9 protein-coding genes are annotated in these 16,475 nt (G+C 66.5%); 6 read left to right on the top strand and 3 right to left on the bottom strand.

The annotated features are described in order from the left end of the window. Window positions 1–248 precede the first annotated feature (248 nt). From CEK66_RS01320 to CEK66_RS01295, 6 genes are all read left to right on the top strand, one after another. Complete coding sequence (locus CEK66_RS01320) at window positions 249–3,170, top strand: VIT domain-containing protein (protein WP_226978455.1); 2,922 nt, start codon at window positions 249–251, stop codon at window positions 3,168–3,170. A gap of 50 nt (window positions 3,171–3,220) precedes the next feature. After that, complete coding sequence (locus tag CEK66_RS01315) at window positions 3,221–4,117, top strand: LytTR family DNA-binding domain-containing protein (protein ID WP_170268148.1); 897 nt, start codon at window positions 3,221–3,223, stop codon at window positions 4,115–4,117. A gap of 68 nt (window positions 4,118–4,185) precedes the next feature. Continuing rightward, window positions 4,186–5,311, top strand: a protein-coding gene (prfB, locus tag CEK66_RS01310; RefSeq protein ID WP_100224025.1) for a peptide chain release factor 2 whose coding sequence is annotated in 2 segments (ribosomal slippage) — window positions 4,186–4,260 and window positions 4,262–5,311 — 1,125 coding nt in all. Because the reading frame shifts where the segments join, the coding sequence is not laid out codon by codon here. A 94-nt stretch (window positions 5,312–5,405) separates the two neighbouring features. Then, complete coding sequence (gene lysS, locus CEK66_RS01305) at window positions 5,406–6,923, top strand: lysine--tRNA ligase (RefSeq protein WP_152235691.1); 1,518 nt, start codon at window positions 5,406–5,408, stop codon at window positions 6,921–6,923. A 147-nt stretch (window positions 6,924–7,070) separates the two neighbouring features. Continuing rightward, window positions 7,071–8,207, top strand: a complete 1,137-nt coding sequence (locus CEK66_RS01300; RefSeq protein ID WP_043086876.1) for a two-component system response regulator — start codon at window positions 7,071–7,073, stop codon at window positions 8,205–8,207. Window position 8,208: 1 nt separating this feature from the next. Then, complete coding sequence (locus tag CEK66_RS01295) at window positions 8,209–10,383, top strand: ATP-binding protein (protein WP_152235690.1); 2,175 nt, start codon at window positions 8,209–8,211, stop codon at window positions 10,381–10,383. Between the two features lie 46 nt (window positions 10,384–10,429). On the opposite strand, the gene CEK66_RS01290 is transcribed toward CEK66_RS01295, so the two are convergent. The 3 genes from CEK66_RS01290 to acnA form a co-directional block, all read right to left on the bottom strand. After that, entirely contained in the window at window positions 10,430–11,299 is an 870-nt protein-coding gene (locus CEK66_RS01290) for a crotonase/enoyl-CoA hydratase family protein (protein ID WP_152235689.1), read from the bottom strand. 149 nt (window positions 11,300–11,448) lie between these two features. Further along, the gene (locus CEK66_RS01285; protein WP_152235688.1) at window positions 11,449–13,131 is read right to left on the bottom strand and encodes a long-chain fatty acid--CoA ligase; all 1,683 of its coding nucleotides are present in this window, start codon (window positions 13,129–13,131) and stop codon (window positions 11,449–11,451) included. Window positions 13,132–13,656: 525 nt separating this feature from the next. Further along, the gene (gene acnA, locus CEK66_RS01275) at window positions 13,657–16,416 is read right to left on the bottom strand and encodes an aconitate hydratase AcnA (protein ID WP_152235687.1); all 2,760 of its coding nucleotides are present in this window, start codon (window positions 16,414–16,416) and stop codon (window positions 13,657–13,659) included. Window positions 16,417–16,475 lie beyond the last annotated feature (59 nt).

Below are 16,475 nucleotides of genomic sequence, written 5' to 3'. Positions count from 1 at the left end.
CCCGCCCCGATGGGAGGAGGGGCTTCGCTGTTCCTTCTCCCCCCGGGAGAAGGTGCCCCGCAGGGGCGGATGAGGGTACGGGCGCAGCCTCGCATCGCCAAAGCGCCGCGCCTTGCGCCGCACCCTCACCCCAACCCCTCTCCCGATGGGAGAGGGGCTGCGCGTCGCCTGAGGTCTGGACGCACACAGGCAACCCCATCGCGTCACGGCGGACGTTCAAGCCATACCGTCCCAGCAAGGAGCGATCCATGCCGTCCACCATGCGCAGAAGCGTGTACGTGTTGTTGCTTTCGTTGTCGTTACTCGCCGCGGTCCCGGCCGGGGCGCAGTCCGCGCCGCAGCGGCAATTGGTCGCGCCGTTGCTGCACACCGACGCCGGCGAACGTCCGGTCGAGCTGCGCTCGGCGACCGTGCGTACGCATGCCGCCGCTGGCCTGGCCGAAACCACGGTGGAGCTGGAGTTCTTCAATCCCAACGCGCGCGTGCTGGAAGGGCAGCTGACGTTCCCGCTACGCGCGGGGCAGCAACTCAGCGGTTTCGCCCTGGACGTCGACGGGCAGATGCGCGACGCGGTGCCGGTGCCCAAGGCGCGCGGGCGCCAGGTGTTCGAAGCGGTCGAGCGGCGCGGCGTGGATCCGGGCCTGCTCGAGCAGACCGCCGGCAACCAGTTCCGGCTGCGCGTCTACCCGCTGCCGGCGCATGGCAGCCGCCATGTGCGCCTGGTCTATCGCGAATCGCTACAGCGCACCGCCGCCGGCTGGCAATGGCGCTTGCCGCTGACGTATGCGGTCGGCGCGCGGTCGCTGCAGGTCGCGCTGAGTACCCAGGCCGCGCCTGATGAACGCGCGGCGACGCCCCGCATGCGGCTGCTGCCGACGGCGGACGGTGGCTACGCCGCATCCTGGTCCGGCAGCCCGGCGCAGTTGCCGTCGGAGCTGGTGCTGTCGCTGCGCGCAAGCGCCACGCCGCGCGTGGCGACCGGTCTCCACGATGGCCAGCGCTACTTCCAGGCGCTGGTGCCGATCGCCGACCTGCATGGCCCGCGCCCGCTGCCACAACGCATCGGCCTGCTCTGGGATGCGTCCGGTTCGGCACGGCAGCGCGACATTCCGGCCGAACTGGCCTTGCTGCAGCGCTATTTCGCCGCGGTCGGCACCGCCCAGGTCGATCTGATCGTGCTGCGCGACCGTGCCGCGGCGCCGCGCAGATTCCAGGTGCGCAACGGCGACTGGAGCGCCCTGAAGGCGGCGTTGCAGGCCGAGCAGCCCGACGGCGCCAGTGCGCTGGGCGCCTGGCAACCGGCGGCGCACGTGCAGGAGTATCTGTTGTTCAGCGATGGCCTGGGCAACTACGGCGCGCAGACCATGCCGACGCTGGCGCCGGGGCAGCGCCTGTATGCGATCGACTCGGCCGGCGTGCACGCCGATGCCGCGCGCCTGGCGGCGATCGCGGAAGCGCGCGGCGGACGCGCGATCGCATTGCAGGGCCTGCCGGGCGTGCAACTGGCCAGCGAGCGGCTGTTGCGGCGTGGCGGCGAACTGGTCGCGCTGGACGGTAGCCAGGTCGCCGATCTGGTCGCCGATTCGCGCGACGCCGACGATGGTTACCTGCGCATCGCCGGGCGCCTGCTCGGCGCCGATGCGACGCTGCACCTGGAGATCGCCACCGCCGCCAGCACCCGACGCCTGAGTTTGCCGTTGCGCGAGGCGGAGGAAGTTCCAGGCGACCTGGTGCCGGGCGCCTGGGCACGGGCGATGTTGCGCAACCTGTCCGCCGATCCGCAGGGATCGGCCGCGCGCCGCCAGGCGCTGGCGACGCGCTTCGGGCTGGTCAGCGCCGACACTTCGTTGCTGGTGCTGGAGAATGCCGACGACTACGCCCGCTATGGCATCCCGGCGCCCACGGCGCTGCGTGCGGCGGTGGCGGGTGCGCAGGTGCGGCAGCAGAAGCTGCAGGACGACACGCGCAAGCGACGCATCGACGCGATCGCCGAAGCGTTCGCGCAGCGTGTCGCCTGGTGGCAGCGGCGCTTTCCCAAGGACGCGCCGCCAGTGGCGATCGCCGCCGCTGACACTGCCGACCAGCGCATGCAGACCCCGTCGGGCCCGCAACGGTCCATGGCCCTCGCAGCGCCTGCGCCGATGCCCGCTGCCGCGCCTGCACTCGCGCCGCTGGAACTGGACATCGTCGGCGGTTCGTCCGGCGCGCCCAGCGACGCGGCCGCGTCGGCGACTGCGCGCGAGCGTGTGGCGGCTCCGGCCACGATCTCCCTGGCCGTGCAGCCCTGGCAGCCGGATTCACCGTATGCGCGGCGCCTGCGTGCGGCCGCAGCGGACGCGGTGTATCCGCTGTACCTGAGCGAACGCGCGGCGCACGCCGACAGCGTGGCGTTCTACCTGGATGTGGCCGATGTGCTGTTCGAGCGCGGCCAGCGCGACCTGGCCCTGCGGGTGCTCTCCAACCTGGCAGAGCTGCAACTGGAAAATCGCCACGTGCTGCGCGTGCTCGGCTACCGGCTGCTGCAGGCCGGTCGCGCCGACCTGGCGGTGCCGGTGTTCGAGCAGGTGCTGCGGCTGGGCGAAGAGGAGCCGCAGAGTTTCCGCGACCTGGGCCTTGCCTATGCCGCGCGCGGCGACGCGCAGGCGGCGATCGCGCAGCTGTATGAGGTGGTGGTGCGCGACTGGGACGCGCGCTTCGACGGGGTGAGCATGATCGCGCTCAACGAACTGAACGCGATCGTGGCGCGGGCGCCGCGGCCGCTGGACACCGGCTTCGTCGACCCACGGCTGCTGCGCAATCTGCCGCTGGACCTGCGCGTGGTGCTGAACTGGGACAGCGACAACAGCGACATGGACCTGTGGGTGACCGACCCCAATGGCGAGCGCTGCTTTTACGGAAACCGCGCGACCTACCAGGGCGGCCAGCTGTCGCCGGACTTCACCGGCGGCTACGGGCCGGAGGAGTTCTCGCTGCGCACCGCCAAGCCCGGCAAGTACAAGGTGGAAGCGAACTTCTTCGGCGAGCGCCAGCCGCTGGTCACCGGTGCCACCACCTTGCATCTGCAACTGAGCACGGGCTGGGGTACGGCCGCGCAGCGCGACCAGCAGGTGACGCTGCGCCTGACCGAGCGCAAGGAGACGGTGCTGGTCGGCGAGTTCGACGTGCGCTGATCCGCCCATGGCGCGCCGGCGCGGTCATGCCGGCGCGCTACACTTCGACCATGTCCGATCCGTCCGGCGCCAGCGCCTATTCCCGTTTCCAGCCCTGGCGCCGCAGCTTCGAAATCGGCTTCTGGGTCGCGCTCACCCTGATCAACGCCATCGCCAACAGCGTCACGGTGCTGATCGACATCCGCAACACCGGGCTGCATTTCGCCGCATGGGAGCCGGTGGTCTGGGAGTGGTCCAGCCAACTGATGTTCCTGCTGATCGTGCCGTTGGTGGTGCTGCTGACCCGGCGCTACCCGCTGCACTGGGACACCTGGCGGCGCCGGCTGCCGGGCTACCTGCTGGGCAGCGTGGCATTGTCGGTGCTGCACGTGGTGGGCATGGTCGCCCTGCGCAGCCTGGTCTACCGCCTGCAGGGCCAGCAGTACGACTTCGGGCCGTGGCCGCAGGGGCTGGCCTACGAATACCTCAAGGACGTGCGCAGCCTGGCCTCGATCGCGCTGTGCGTGGAGATGTACCGGTTCCTGTTGCGGCGCTGGCAGGGCGAGGCGGCGCTGCTCGGCGCGCCCGACGCCGGCCCGCCGGTGGGCTCGCTGGAACGGCCGGAGCGCTTCCTGGTGCGCAAGCTGGGCCGCGATTTCCTGGTCGCCGCGGCCGACATCGAGTGGCTGCAGGCCGCCGGCAACTACGTCAACCTGCGCGTGCGCGGCCACGACTACCCGCTGCGCAGCACCATGGCCGCGATCGAGGCGCGGCTGGACCCGGCGCGGTTCGTGCGCATCCACCGCAGCTACATCGTCAACCTGGCCAGCGTGGTCTCGATCGAGCCGCTGGAGGCGGGCGAGGCGCGGGTGCACCTGCGCGACGGTAGCCAGGTGCCGTGCAGCCGCCGCTACCGCGCCGCGCTGCGCGTGGCGGCCGGGGAGGGCGAGGCGGCGACCGTCGAGTAGTCCGGCGGCGCTGTGGCGCGGCGGCCGGAATTGCTAGAATCGCGCTCTTGTCTGCCGGAAACGCCGCAATGATCGAACTCAATCCGATTCGCCACCGCATCGCCGATCTGTCCGATCGGGTGCTGTCGCTACGGGGGTTTCTTTGACTACGACGCCAAGAAGGAGCGTCTAGAGGAAGTCACCCGGGAGCTGGAAAGCCCCGACGTCTGGAACGACCCCGAGCGCGCCCAGGGCCTGGGCCGTGAACGCGCCAGCCTGGAGAAGACCGTCGGCGGCATCGCCAGCGTGCTCGATGGCCTGAACGAATCGCTGGAATTCCTGGAACTGGCCGAGAGCGAGAACGACGAGGCCACCGCGCAGGCGGTGCTGGCCGACGTCGACCGCTTCCAGGCGCAGGTGGAGAAGCTGGAGTTCCAGCGCATGTTCTCCGGGCAGATGGACGCCAGCAACGCCTTCGTCGACATCCAGGCCGGCGCCGGCGGCACCGAGGCCCAGGACTGGGCCGAGATCCTGCTGCGCATGTACCTGCGCTGGTGCGAGTCGCGCGGCTGGAAGACTGAGCTGATGGAAGTCTCCGGCGGCGAAGTGGCTGGCATCAAGTCCGCCACGCTGCGCGTGGAGGGCGACTTCGCCTACGGCTGGCTGAAGACCGAGACCGGCGTGCACCGGCTGGTGCGCAAGTCGCCGTTCGACTCGGACAACCGCCGCCATACCAGCTTCACCTCGGTGTTCGTGTCGCCGGAAGTGGACGACAACATCGACATCGACATCAATCCGGCCGATCTGAAGACCGACGTGTACCGGTCCTCCGGCGCGGGCGGCCAGCACGTCAACAAGACCGAGTCGGCGGTGCGCATCACCCACGTGCCCACCGGCATCGTGGTGGCCTGCCAGACCGGGCGCAGCCAGCACCAGAACCGCGACAATGCGATGAAGATGCTGGCCGCCAAGCTGTACGAGCTGGAGATCCAGAAGCGCAACGCCGAACGCGATGCGGTGGAGGCGACCAAGTCCGACATCGGCTGGGGCAGCCAGATCCGCAACTACGTGCTCGACCAGAGCCGGATCAAGGACCTGCGCACCGGCGTGGAGCGCTCGGACACCCAGAAGGTGCTCGACGGCGACCTGGACGAGTTCGTCGAGGCCAGCCTCAAGTCCGGCCTGGAAGCCGGCGCGAAACGCAGCGACGCCTGAACCGGCGGCCTCCGTCCTGGCGACGGAGGCCGTGCGGCGGCACACGGCCCGCCGGCTGGTGCATTCTTTCCCTTCCTCACGCATCCCCCATCCCATGACCGAGCAGACCCCCGCGCCGTCCCTTCCCGTCGACGAGAACAGCCTCATCGCCGAACGGCGCGCCAAACTCGCCGCGCTGCGCGCGCAGGGCGTGGCCTATCCGAACGATTTCCGCCGCAGCGACTTCGCCGGCGATCTGCAGGCCGAGTTCGCCGACACCGAGCGCTGGACCGCCGAGGCGCTGGAGGCCCAGGGCCGCAGCCTGCGCCTGGCCGGGCGCCTGCTGGCCAAGCGGGTGATGGGCAAGGCCAGCTTCGTGCAACTGCAGGACGAGTCCGGGCGCATCCAGCTGTTCCTGCAGGCCAACGCCCTGGGCGAGGCCTACGACGCCTTCAAGGGCTGGGACATCGGCGACATCATCGGCGTGGAAGGCGGGCTGACCCGCACCAAGACCGGCGAGCTGTCGGTCAAGACCACCGGCCTGCGGCTGCTGACCAAGGCGCTGCGGCCGCTGCCGGACAAGTGGCACGGCCTGTCGGACGTGGAGCAGCGCTACCGCCAGCGCTACGTCGACCTGATCGTGTCGCCGGAGGCGCGCGAGGTGTTCGTCAAGCGCTCCAAGATCATCCGCGCCATGCGCGCCTGGCTGGACGCGCGCCGCTTCCTGGAAGTGGAGACGCCGATGATGCATTACATCCCCGGCGGCGCCACGGCCAAGCCGTTCACCACTCACCACAACGCCCTGGACCTGGACCTGTACCTGCGGGTGGCCCCGGAGCTGTACCTGAAGCGCCTGGTGGTCGGCGGCCTGGAACGGGTCTACGAAATCAACCGCAATTTCCGCAACGAAGGCGTCAGCACCCGGCACAATCCGGAATTCACCATGATGGAGCTGTACGAGGCCTACGCCACGTACCACGAGGTGATGGACCTGACCGAGAACGTCATCCGCGACGTCGCCCGCGAGGTGCTGGGCACCACCCAGGTGCACTGGGACGGCGCCGACATCGACCTGGCGCCGGCGTTCCGCCGCTGGCGCATGGACGAGGCGGTGCGCCACCACAACCCGGAGATCAGCGCCGCCGACTGCACCGACCGCGAGGCCCTGCTGCGCCACTGCGAGCGGCTGAAGATCCGCACCAAGCCGTCCTACGGCTGGGGCAAGCTGCTGCTGGAGATCTTCGAGGCCACGGTCGAGCACACCCTGATCCAGCCGACCTTCATCACCGACCACCCGGTCGAGGTGTCGCCGCTGGCCCGCTCCAGCGACACCGAGCCGGGCTACACCGACCGCTTCGAGCTGTTCATCAACGGCAAGGAAATCGCCAACGGCTTCTCCGAGCTCAACGACCCGGAAGACCAGGCGGCGCGGTTCCAGGCTCAGGTCGCGGCGAAGGACGGGGGGGACGACGAGGCCATGCACTTCGACGCCGACTACATCCGGGCGCTGGAAGTCGGGCTGCCGCCGACCGGCGGCCTGGGCATCGGCATCGACCGACTGGTAATGTTGCTCACCGGCAGCAGCTCGATTCGTGACGTGCTGCTGTTTCCGTACATGCGTCCGGAGGCTTAACCTAGCCGCGGACGAGGTGGCGCGGTTCTTGCACCAGGCGTTGCACGCAAAAGGAAGTGAGGTGGACGGGCCGGGGTGAGTCAGCGTCGGCGCGTTCCCGTTGTCGTCTCAGCAGCCCGCGCAGATGCGACGGGCGGAGGATTGCAGATGCATGATGCCAGCATGAGCCTCTCCGGCGCGTCCTCGAACGGGGACCGTCTCCACTGGGCGGACGGAAGCGACAATCGTTTGAACATCGTCATCGTCGACGATCAGACCTCCGCGCGCACGATGCTGCGGCATGTCATCGAGGACATCGCCCCGGAACTGACCGTGCGCGACTTCGGCGACTCGCAGGCCGCGCTGGCCTGGTGCGAGGCCGGCAAGGTCGACCTGTTGCTGCTCGACTACCGCATGCCGGGCATGGACGGGCTGGAGTTCGCGCGGCGCCTGCGCCGGCTGCCCAAGCACCGCGACATCCCGATCATCCTGATCACCGTGGTCGGCGACGAGCCGATCCGCCAGGCGGCGCTGGAAGCGGGGGTGATCGACTTCCTGGTCAAGCCGATCCGCCCGCGCGAGCTGCGCGCGCGTTGCCACAACCTGCTGCAGCTGCGGCTGCAGAGCGAGAACATCAAGCAGCGCGCGATGTCGCTGGAGCAGCGCCTGCTGGCCAGCATGCGCGAGGTCGAGGAACGCGAGCGCGAGACCCTGTCGCGGCTGGCGCGGGCCATCGAGTACCGCGACGTCGGTACCAGCGCCTACCTGGAACGCATGGCGCACGTGGCCGGGCTGATCGCCGAGCAACTGGGCCTGTCCGAGGACGAGGTGCGAGTCATCGAGATGGCCGCGAGCCTGCACGACATGGGCAAGATCGCCATTCCCGACGCGGTGCTGCTCAAGCCGGGCAAGCTCAACGAGGACGAGATGGCGGTGATGCGCATGCACCCGCGCATCGGCTACGAACTGCTCAGCGGCAGCCAGAACCGTTTCATCCAGGTCGGCGCGCTGATCGCCCTGCGCCACCATGAGCGCTACGACGGCAGCGGCTACCCGGACGGCCTGGTCGGCGAGGCGATTCCGCTGGAAGCGCGGATAGTGGCGGTCGCCGACGTGTTCGACGCGCTGATCTCGCCGCGCCCCTACAAGGAAGCCTGGACCATGGATGCGACGCTGGCCTATCTCTACGCCCAGCGCGGCCGCCTGTTCGACCCGCGCTGCGTGGACGCGCTGTTCCGCGGCCGCGAGCAGTTGCAGGTAATCTGCGAGAAATTCTCCACCGCCTCGGCGCGACCAGGAGTGTGAAATGAAATCTTCATTTCATCGACTGGTTGCCTTTCTGGAGCGTCGTCCCGACAGCGAGCACGCTCAGAATTTGATTCGGATGGTGATTACGGCGCTGTTTTCCACATACATGGGATGGCGGTATTTTCATGAAGGCGTGGTCAATACATTGCCGGCCACTTGGCTGATTCTGCTTTTTGAACTTTTTGTCGCGACAGTGCTGTTCGTAGCGATTTTGCTACGTCCAGGCGTTTCGCATGTGCGGCGGTGGATCGGGATGCTGACCGATTACGCCTGCATCGGCGCGATCATGTGTATCCAGGGCGAGCCGGCCTCGCCGCTATATGCGGTTTACTTGTGGGTCTCTATTGGCAACGGACTGCGCTACGGCAGTCGCTATCTGCGTATCGCGACAACGATGGCGTGCGTCTCCTTCCTGTGCGTGGTGATGATTTCGCCTTTCTGGAGAGGGAATTCGTATCTTGCCTGGGGGTTGTGGGTTGGCTTGTGTGCAATTCCGTTGTATTTCGATTCTTTGCTTAATGCGTTGACTGGTGCTATCGGTGAGGCGCGTCGTGCAAATGACGCTAAAAGCCGCTTCCTTGCCAATATGAGTCACGAATTCCGTACCCCACTCAATGGCCTGTCCGGCATGACCGAGGTGTTGGCGACCACCAACCTGGATGCCGAGCAGCGGGAGTGCGTCAGCACGATTCAAGCGTCTGCCCGCAGTTTGCTGTCGCTGGTAGAGGAGGTGCTGGATATCTCAGCGATCGAGGCCGGCAAGATCCGCATCAACAAGTCCGATTTTCGGTTGCGCGAGCTGCTCGATGGGATTGGCTTGATTCTGAAGCCGCAGGCATATGGCAAGGGTCTAATTTATCACTTGGATGTCGCTGAAGATGTGCCAGATGTCTTGTCCGGCGATGTTGGGCATTTGCGCCAAGTGCTGCTCAATCTTGCGGGAAATGCGGTGAAATTTACAGAGGTTGGTCGCGTAGAACTGCGGGTTCATGCAGTGCAGCGCCAGCAGGATCACGAAATCAGGCTCGGGTTCGATGTCGTCGATACGGGTATCGGCGTGCCGCCAGAGATGCGTCATCGCCTATTCGAAGCCTTTGAACAGGCTGATGTCGGCTTGTCGCGTCGCTATGAAGGTACTGGACTCGGCACGACCATTGCCAAAGGCTTGGTGGAGGCGATGGGGGGCGAGATCGGTTACCAGGAAAATCCTACCGGCGGCAGCCGCTTTTGGTTCGAATTGCCGTTGACAGTGAGCGAGGTGCCACCCACGGTCAGGCCGATGGTGCAAGAGGACGCGCCGCTACAAGAGCAGCAGGATCCGAACGGAAATGTCATCGCGTTTTCGGACCCGTTCCTGCGCCATCGGGCTCGGGTGCGTAGCATGCGTATCTTGGTCGCAGACGATCATGCGGCTAACCGAATGGTGCTGCAAAGAATGTTGCAAAAGTCGGGCCATCGGGTCATCTGCGTCGATGGCGCGGAGGCGGTGCTCGACGTGCTTGCGGAATCTGAATTCGATGCGGTGATCGTTGATTTGCACATGCCCGGAATGAGCGGATTGGACATGCTCAAAGAACTCCGAGTCATGCAGTCCATTGGTCCGCGTACGCCCGTCGTCGTGCTGAGTGCCGACGTCACCCCGGATTCCATTCAGCGTTGCGAACAGGCCGGGGCGCACACGTTTCTCGCCAAGCCCGTTGTAGCTGGACGCCTCTTGGATACCTTGGCGGAGATCGCCATGAACGGCAAGTTGCGTGCATTGGAGCCATTACCTAAAGCCACTCATGTAGTGCTGGAAGGAGTGCTCGATTCGTCTGTCTTGGACGAGTTGGCTGGCTTGGGGATGGGGGAAGGGTTTGAAAGGGAGTTCATATCGCAATGCCTCAACGATGCGGAAGGCTGCTTGGGAGGAATGCAGATCGCGGGCGACGCAGGCAATTGGGAGCGTATACGCGAGCATGCGCACGCGATCAAAGGCGTTGCCAGCAATCTGGGATTGCTCAGGATGGCCAGCCTGGGCGGGGAACTGATGCGGATGCCAGATTGGCAGATCAGCAGCGAATGGCGGCAACGTCTCGTTGGCCTCAATGCGAGTCTGACCGAGGGGAGGGAGGCATTGGAGTTGCGTGCGAACAAAGCCGCCGCGCAAGAAGGCGGCGGCGAAATTGGCTGATGAAACTGGCACAGGTCGGGCCAGTCATGTGCCGTTTCGCTGGCGTTTAAGCCGCGACGTAGTGAGAGCGCCGGGATTGCGCCCTGACAAGCCTGTTCATCGTGCGCAAAGACTTTTCTCCGAGTTGTAGCGCCGTATCGACCCAGATCTCTGTGATTTCCATCAGCTCGTCCAAGGACACGCTGTTGACGAGTCGCCGGACTTTGTTCAAGGCCGCGCTGGCGTGCGGCGTGCGGCGATGATTGCGAATGATTTGCTCGACCGCGTTCGCGCCTTGGCCGGTGGGAACCACCACGTCAACCAGTCCCATCTGCAACAACTGCTCGGCGCTGTACAGTGTTCCCTCAAGCATGAATTTTTCCGCATGGCGCGGACTGATGCGTTGACACAGGAACGAGTAAGCTCCCATGCCTGGGAATAGATCGAATAAGACCTCGGGCAGTCCCATCATCACGCCTTGCTCCGCGACGATCGTGTGGCAGCTCAAGGCGGCTTCGAAGCCACCGCCAAGGGCATTTCCCTGGACAAGTGCAATCGTGTGAGCGCCCGCTGCCAATCCAGCATGGAACGCATGTACGCCAACGACGCATTCCCTTGCGTAGCGAAGCAATGCGCCGCGATCCCCTGTCCCGATGAGGTGGCCGAACAGCTCGAGATCACCGCCTAGATTGAAGACATCGGCGTCTGAGGCCAGGACGATGTGGGGGAGGAATGCGTTTTCCTGTTCGATGCGTGCCTTGAGCTCTTTCTGACAATTGACGATCTCGTGCACCAACTGCGAGGAGAAGCAGGCGCGCGTCGGCTTAGTGCGTGCATTTGCGTGCATGTAGATCCAATGCTGTCCTCCCGACGGTGCGGATTCGACACGGAGGGAAGAATAGGCGCGGGTACGGGGCAGCGTGTCGATCGTGCTCATGGCGGGCTCTCGGAAAGACGCCCGCGGAGATGGCGTGGCGCAGCGGGCGAGTGCGTTTCCACCCGGCGGATGCTACACCCGGGTGCCGCGGCCGGAACTCGCCCCGCCAGCGCCTGCAGGGGCGCCGCGTGGGCGCCCGTCGGACATGCTTATTGCGGCGGCGCGTCGCGCAGTTCGCGCCGCAGGATCTTGCCTACGTTGGTCTTGGGCAACTCCTTGCGGAACTCGACGATGCGCGGATGCTTGTAGCCGGTGAGGTTGGCGCGGGCGTGCGCCTTCACCTCGTCGGCGGTCAGGTTGGGGTCCTTCTTCACGATGACCACCTTGACCGCTTCGCCGGATTTTTCGTCCGGCACGCCGACCGCGGCTACTTCCAGCACGCCGGGCATCATCGCGATGACGTCCTCGACCTCGTTCGGATACACGTTGAAGCCGGACACCAGGATCATGTCCTTCTTGCGGTCCACGATGTAGAAGAAGCCCTGCGGATCCATCCGCGCCATGTCGCCGGTGTGCAGCCAGCCGTCGGCGTCGATGGCGCTGGCGGTTTCCTCCGGACGGCGCCAATAGCCCTTCATCACCTGCGGCCCGCGGATGCACAGCTCGCCGACCTCGCCATGGGCGAGGACCTGGCCCTGGTCGTCCTTGACGCAGGCGTCGGTGGACGGGATCGGCAGGCCGATCGCGCCGTTGTATTCGGTCAGGGTCAGCGGGTTGATGCAGGCCGCCGGCGAGGTCTCGGTGAGGCCGTAGGCTTCGACCAGAGTGACCCCGGTGACCTGCTTCCAGCGCTCGGCCACCGCGCGTTGCACCGCCATGCCGCCGCCGAGGGTGAACTTCAGCGAGGAGAAATCCACCTTGTCGAAGCCGGGGGTGTTGAGCAGGCCGTTGAACAGGGTGTTGACGCCGGTGAAGGCGGTGAAGCGGGTCTTCTGCAGCTCCTTGACGAAGCCCGGCATGTCGCGCGGATTGCTGATCAGGTGGTTGAGCCCGCCGAGCTTCATGAAGACCAGCCCGTTCGCGGTCAGCGCGAAGATGTGGTACAGCGGAAGCGCGGTGATGATGACTTCCTTGCCTTCCTCCAGCTTGCCGGTCGCCGAGATCCAGGCGCCGGCCTGCAGCATGTTGGCGACCAGGTTGCGGTGGGTCAGCATCGCGCCCTTGGCCACGCCGGTGGTGCCGCCGGTGTACTGCAGGAAGGCGATGTCGTCCGGTTCGATGTCGATCTGAGGCAGCGTGTGCAGGCGGCCCAGGGTCAGCGCGTCGCGGAAGCGGATCGCGTTGGGGATGTCGTAGTCCGGCACCAGCTTCTTGACGTACTTCAGCACGAAGTTGACCAGCGGGCCCTTGGGGAAGCCCAGCATGTCGCCCAGGCCGGTGGTGATGACCTGTTTGACGGGGGTATCGGCGAGCACTTCCTGCACGGTGGTACCGAAGTTGTCGATCACCACCAGGGCGCTGGCGCCGGAGTCGATCAGTTGGTGGCGCAGTTCGCGCGGGGTGTACAGCGGATTGACGTTGACCACGGTCATGCCGGCCAGCAGCACGCCGAAGGTGGCGATGGGGTACTGCAGGCAGTTGGGCATCATCAGGGCGACGCGGTCGCCTTTCTTGAGCTGCAGTTCGCCCAGCAGGTAGCCGGCGAATTGCCGGGCCAGTTCGCCGGCCTCGCGGTAGGTCAGGGTCTTGCCGAAGTTGCAGTAGGCGGGGCGGTCTCCGAACTTGGCCACGGAGCTTTCGAACACCGCGGCGACGGAGCGGTACTCGTCGACGTTGATGTCGGCGCCAACGCCGGCCGGATAACTCTGCAACCACGGACGATCCAGACTCATATTCCCCCTCCAGGAAACGTATTGTTGGGCTCTGTACGGACAGTATCCGCTAGAACCGGCAACGGCAGCATACCGTTCCGTAGGGAAAAGGCGAACAGGGGTGGGGTGGATGCCTCGCGGGCGAGCGTGTTTTGCGTTGCGAGGGCAAGCGTGCCGAAGACCATCTCTGCTGTTGCTGTTGCTGTTGCTTTTACCGGTTCCCTTCCGAAGCGGCGGCCAGTTCGGGGAAAAACCCCGAAGGGGCGGCGCACAAGGACGTGCGCCGTCCGCGGCAGGGGCAGGATGCCCCTTCCGCGGATCCCCGGGCTGGACGCGGACCCGGAGCGCGCAGCGCGGAGGGCGCGAGGCAGGGTGTGCTTTCTTTTGGTTACTTTTCTTTGCACAAGCAAAGAAAAGTAACTCGCCGAAAGGCGAAAGCCTTTGCTCTTGCGTGCGCGCGCATGCAAGCGTCAATTCGCGGACCCTGGCAGCGCCCCCGCGCAGGCGCGGGGGCCGGGTTTCCGCTGTCGGAAAGCGCAGTGTCGGTCAGCGCGCGGCCAACTGCCGCAGTACGTACTGCAGCAGGCCGCCGTGGCGGAAGTACTCCACTTCCTTGGGGGTCAGCAGCATCACCGCCACCTCGAACGTCTGCACGGCGCCGTCGGCCTTGGTCGCGCTGACCTGGGCGCGCTTGCTGGCGCCGTCCTGCAGGCCGGTGATCTCGAACACCTCCGAGCCGTCCAGGCCCAGCGACTGCGCGTTCTGGCCCTGCAGGAACTGCAGCGGCAGCACGCCCATGCCGACCAGGTTGGAGCGGTGGATGCGTTCGAAGCTCTCGGCGATCACGGCCTTGACTCCAAGCAGGTTGGTGCCCTTGGCTGCCCAGTCGCGCGAGGAGCCGGTGCCGTACTCCTTGCCGCCGATCACCACCAGCGGCACGCCGTCGGCCTTGTACTTCATCGCCGCGTCGTAGATCGCCAGCTTTTCCGGCTGGCCGCCACCGGGCGGGTGGTACAGGGTGTTGCCGCCTTCCTCGCCGCCGAACATCAGGTTCTTGATGCGGATGTTGGCGAAGGTGCCGCGGACCATGACGTCGTCGTTGCCGCGGCGGCTGCCGTAGCTGTTGAAGTCGGCCGGCTGCACGCCGCGCTCCTGCAGGAAGCGGCCCGCCGGCGAGTCCTTCTTGATGTTGCCGGCCGGGGAGATGTGGTCGGTGGTGATCGAATCGCCGAACAGGCCCAGCACGCGCGCGCCGTGCACGTCCTCGATGCGGCCGACCTGCATGGTCATGCCGTCGAAGTAGGGCGGGTTCTTGATGTAGGTGGAGGCGCCATCCCACGCGTACAGCTCGCCATCGGGCGAGGCGATGGTGTTCCAGCGGCTGTCGCCCTTGAACACGTCGGCGTAGTTCTGCTTGAACATCTCCGGGCCGACCGTGGCGGCGATGGTGTCGCCGATCTCCTTGTTGCTCGGCCAGATGTCGCGCAGGTACACCGGCTGGCCGTCGCTGCCGGTGCCGAGCGGGTCGCGCGTCAGGTCGATGTCGGTGGTGCCGGCGATGGCATAGGCGACCACCAGCGGCGGCGAGGCCAGGTAGTTCATCTTCACTTCCGGATGCACGCGGCCTTCGAAGTTGCGGTTGCCCGACAGCACCGAGGCCACCACCAGGTCGTCCTTGGCGATCGCCGCGGAGACGTCCTCGGGCAGCGGGCCGGAGTTGCCGATGCAGGTGGTGCAGCCGTAGCCGACCACGTAGAAGCCGAGCTGTTCCAGGTCGCGCATGACCCCGGCCTTCTTCAGGTAGTCGGTGACCACCAGCGAACCCGGCCCGAGCGAGGTCTTGACCCACGGCTGCGCCTTCAGGCCCTTGGCCACGGCATTGCGCGCGAGCAGGCCGGCGCCGAGCATCACCGCCGGGTTGGAGGTGTTGGTGCAGGAGGTGATCGCCGCGATCACCACCGCGCCGTCGCGCAGGCGCCAGCCGGCGCCGCTGGCCTCGGCGTCCTGCGCATGCGCCGCCTGGGCGCCGACCGCAGTGCCGCCCCCGCCTTCGTTCTTGAGCCGGTCTTCCTGCACGGCATCGCTGCGGCGCTTGGCGCGCGCGTCGGCGAACGGCACCAGGCTGTCGCGGTAGTTGCGCTGCATGTCTTCCAGCAGCACCCGGTCCTGCGGGCGCTTGGGACCGGCCAGCGACGGCTTGACGTCGCCCACGTCCAGTTCCAGGACCGCGCTGTACTCGGCATGCGCGCTGTCGGCGTCGTGCCACAGGCCCTGCGCCTTGGCGTAGGCCTCGACCAGCGCGATCTGCTCCTCGCTGCGCCCGGACAGGCGCAGATAGGTCAGCGATTCGGCGTCGATCGGGAAGATGCCGCAGGTGGCGCCGTACTCGGGCGCCATGTTGCCGATGGTGGCGCGGTCGGCCAGCGGCAGGTGCTGCAGGCCGTCGCCGAAGAACTCGACGAACTTGCCGACCACGCCGTGCTTGCGCAGCATCTGCGTCACCGTCAGCACCAGGTCGGTGGCGGTGGCGCCTTCGGGCAGCTTGCCGGTGAGCTTGAAGCCCACCACCTGCGGGATCAGCATCGACGAGGGCTGGCCGAGCATCGCCGCTTCCGCCTCGATGCCGCCCACGCCCCAGCCGAGCACGCCGATGCCGTTGATCATGGTGGTGTGGCTGTCGGTGCCGAACACGGTGTCCGGGTAGGCGATCGCCTCGCCGTCGCGCTCGCCGGTCATCACCACCCGCGCCAGGTGCTCCAGGTTGACCTGGTGCACGATGCCGGTGTTCGGCGGCACCACCTTGAAGTTGTCGAAGGCCTTCTGGCCCCAGCGCAGGAAGCCGTAGCGTTCCTTGTTGCGCTGGAATTCGATCTTGCCGTTGAGGTCCAGCGCGTCGGGTTTGCCGAACACGTCCACCTGCACCGAGTGGTCGATCACCAGTTCCGAGGGGATCAGCGGGTTGATCTGCTCCGGGCGTCCGCCGAGCTTGACCACCGCATCGCGCATCGCCGCCAGGTCGACCACGCAGGGCACGCCGGTGAAGTCCTGCAGCACCACGCGCGCCGGCATGAAGGCGATCTCGGTGTCGGGTTCGGCCTTGGGATCCCACTTGGCCACCGCCTCGATGTGGTCCTTGCCTACAGTCACGCCGCCGTCTTCGTGGCGCAACAGGTTTTCCAGCAGGATCTTCAGCGAGTAGGGCAGGCGGGCGATATCGAAGCGCTCGGCAAGCTTGGGCAGGCTGTAGTAGGCGTAGCGTTGGCCGTTGACCTCGAGCGAGGCGCGGGTGGAAAAGGAATCGCTCATCACGGAACTCCTATGGCGTCGCGGCTGTAGGGACTGCGGTCATTCTGACCGATTCAGTG

Source organism: Xanthomonas sp. LMG 12460 (genome assembly GCF_009192895.1).
Taxonomy (GTDB): Bacteria; Pseudomonadota; Gammaproteobacteria; order Xanthomonadales; family Xanthomonadaceae; genus Xanthomonas_A; species Xanthomonas_A sontii.
Note: the sequence above shows the minus strand (reverse complement) of the source record. Positions and strands in the feature narration are given on the sequence as shown.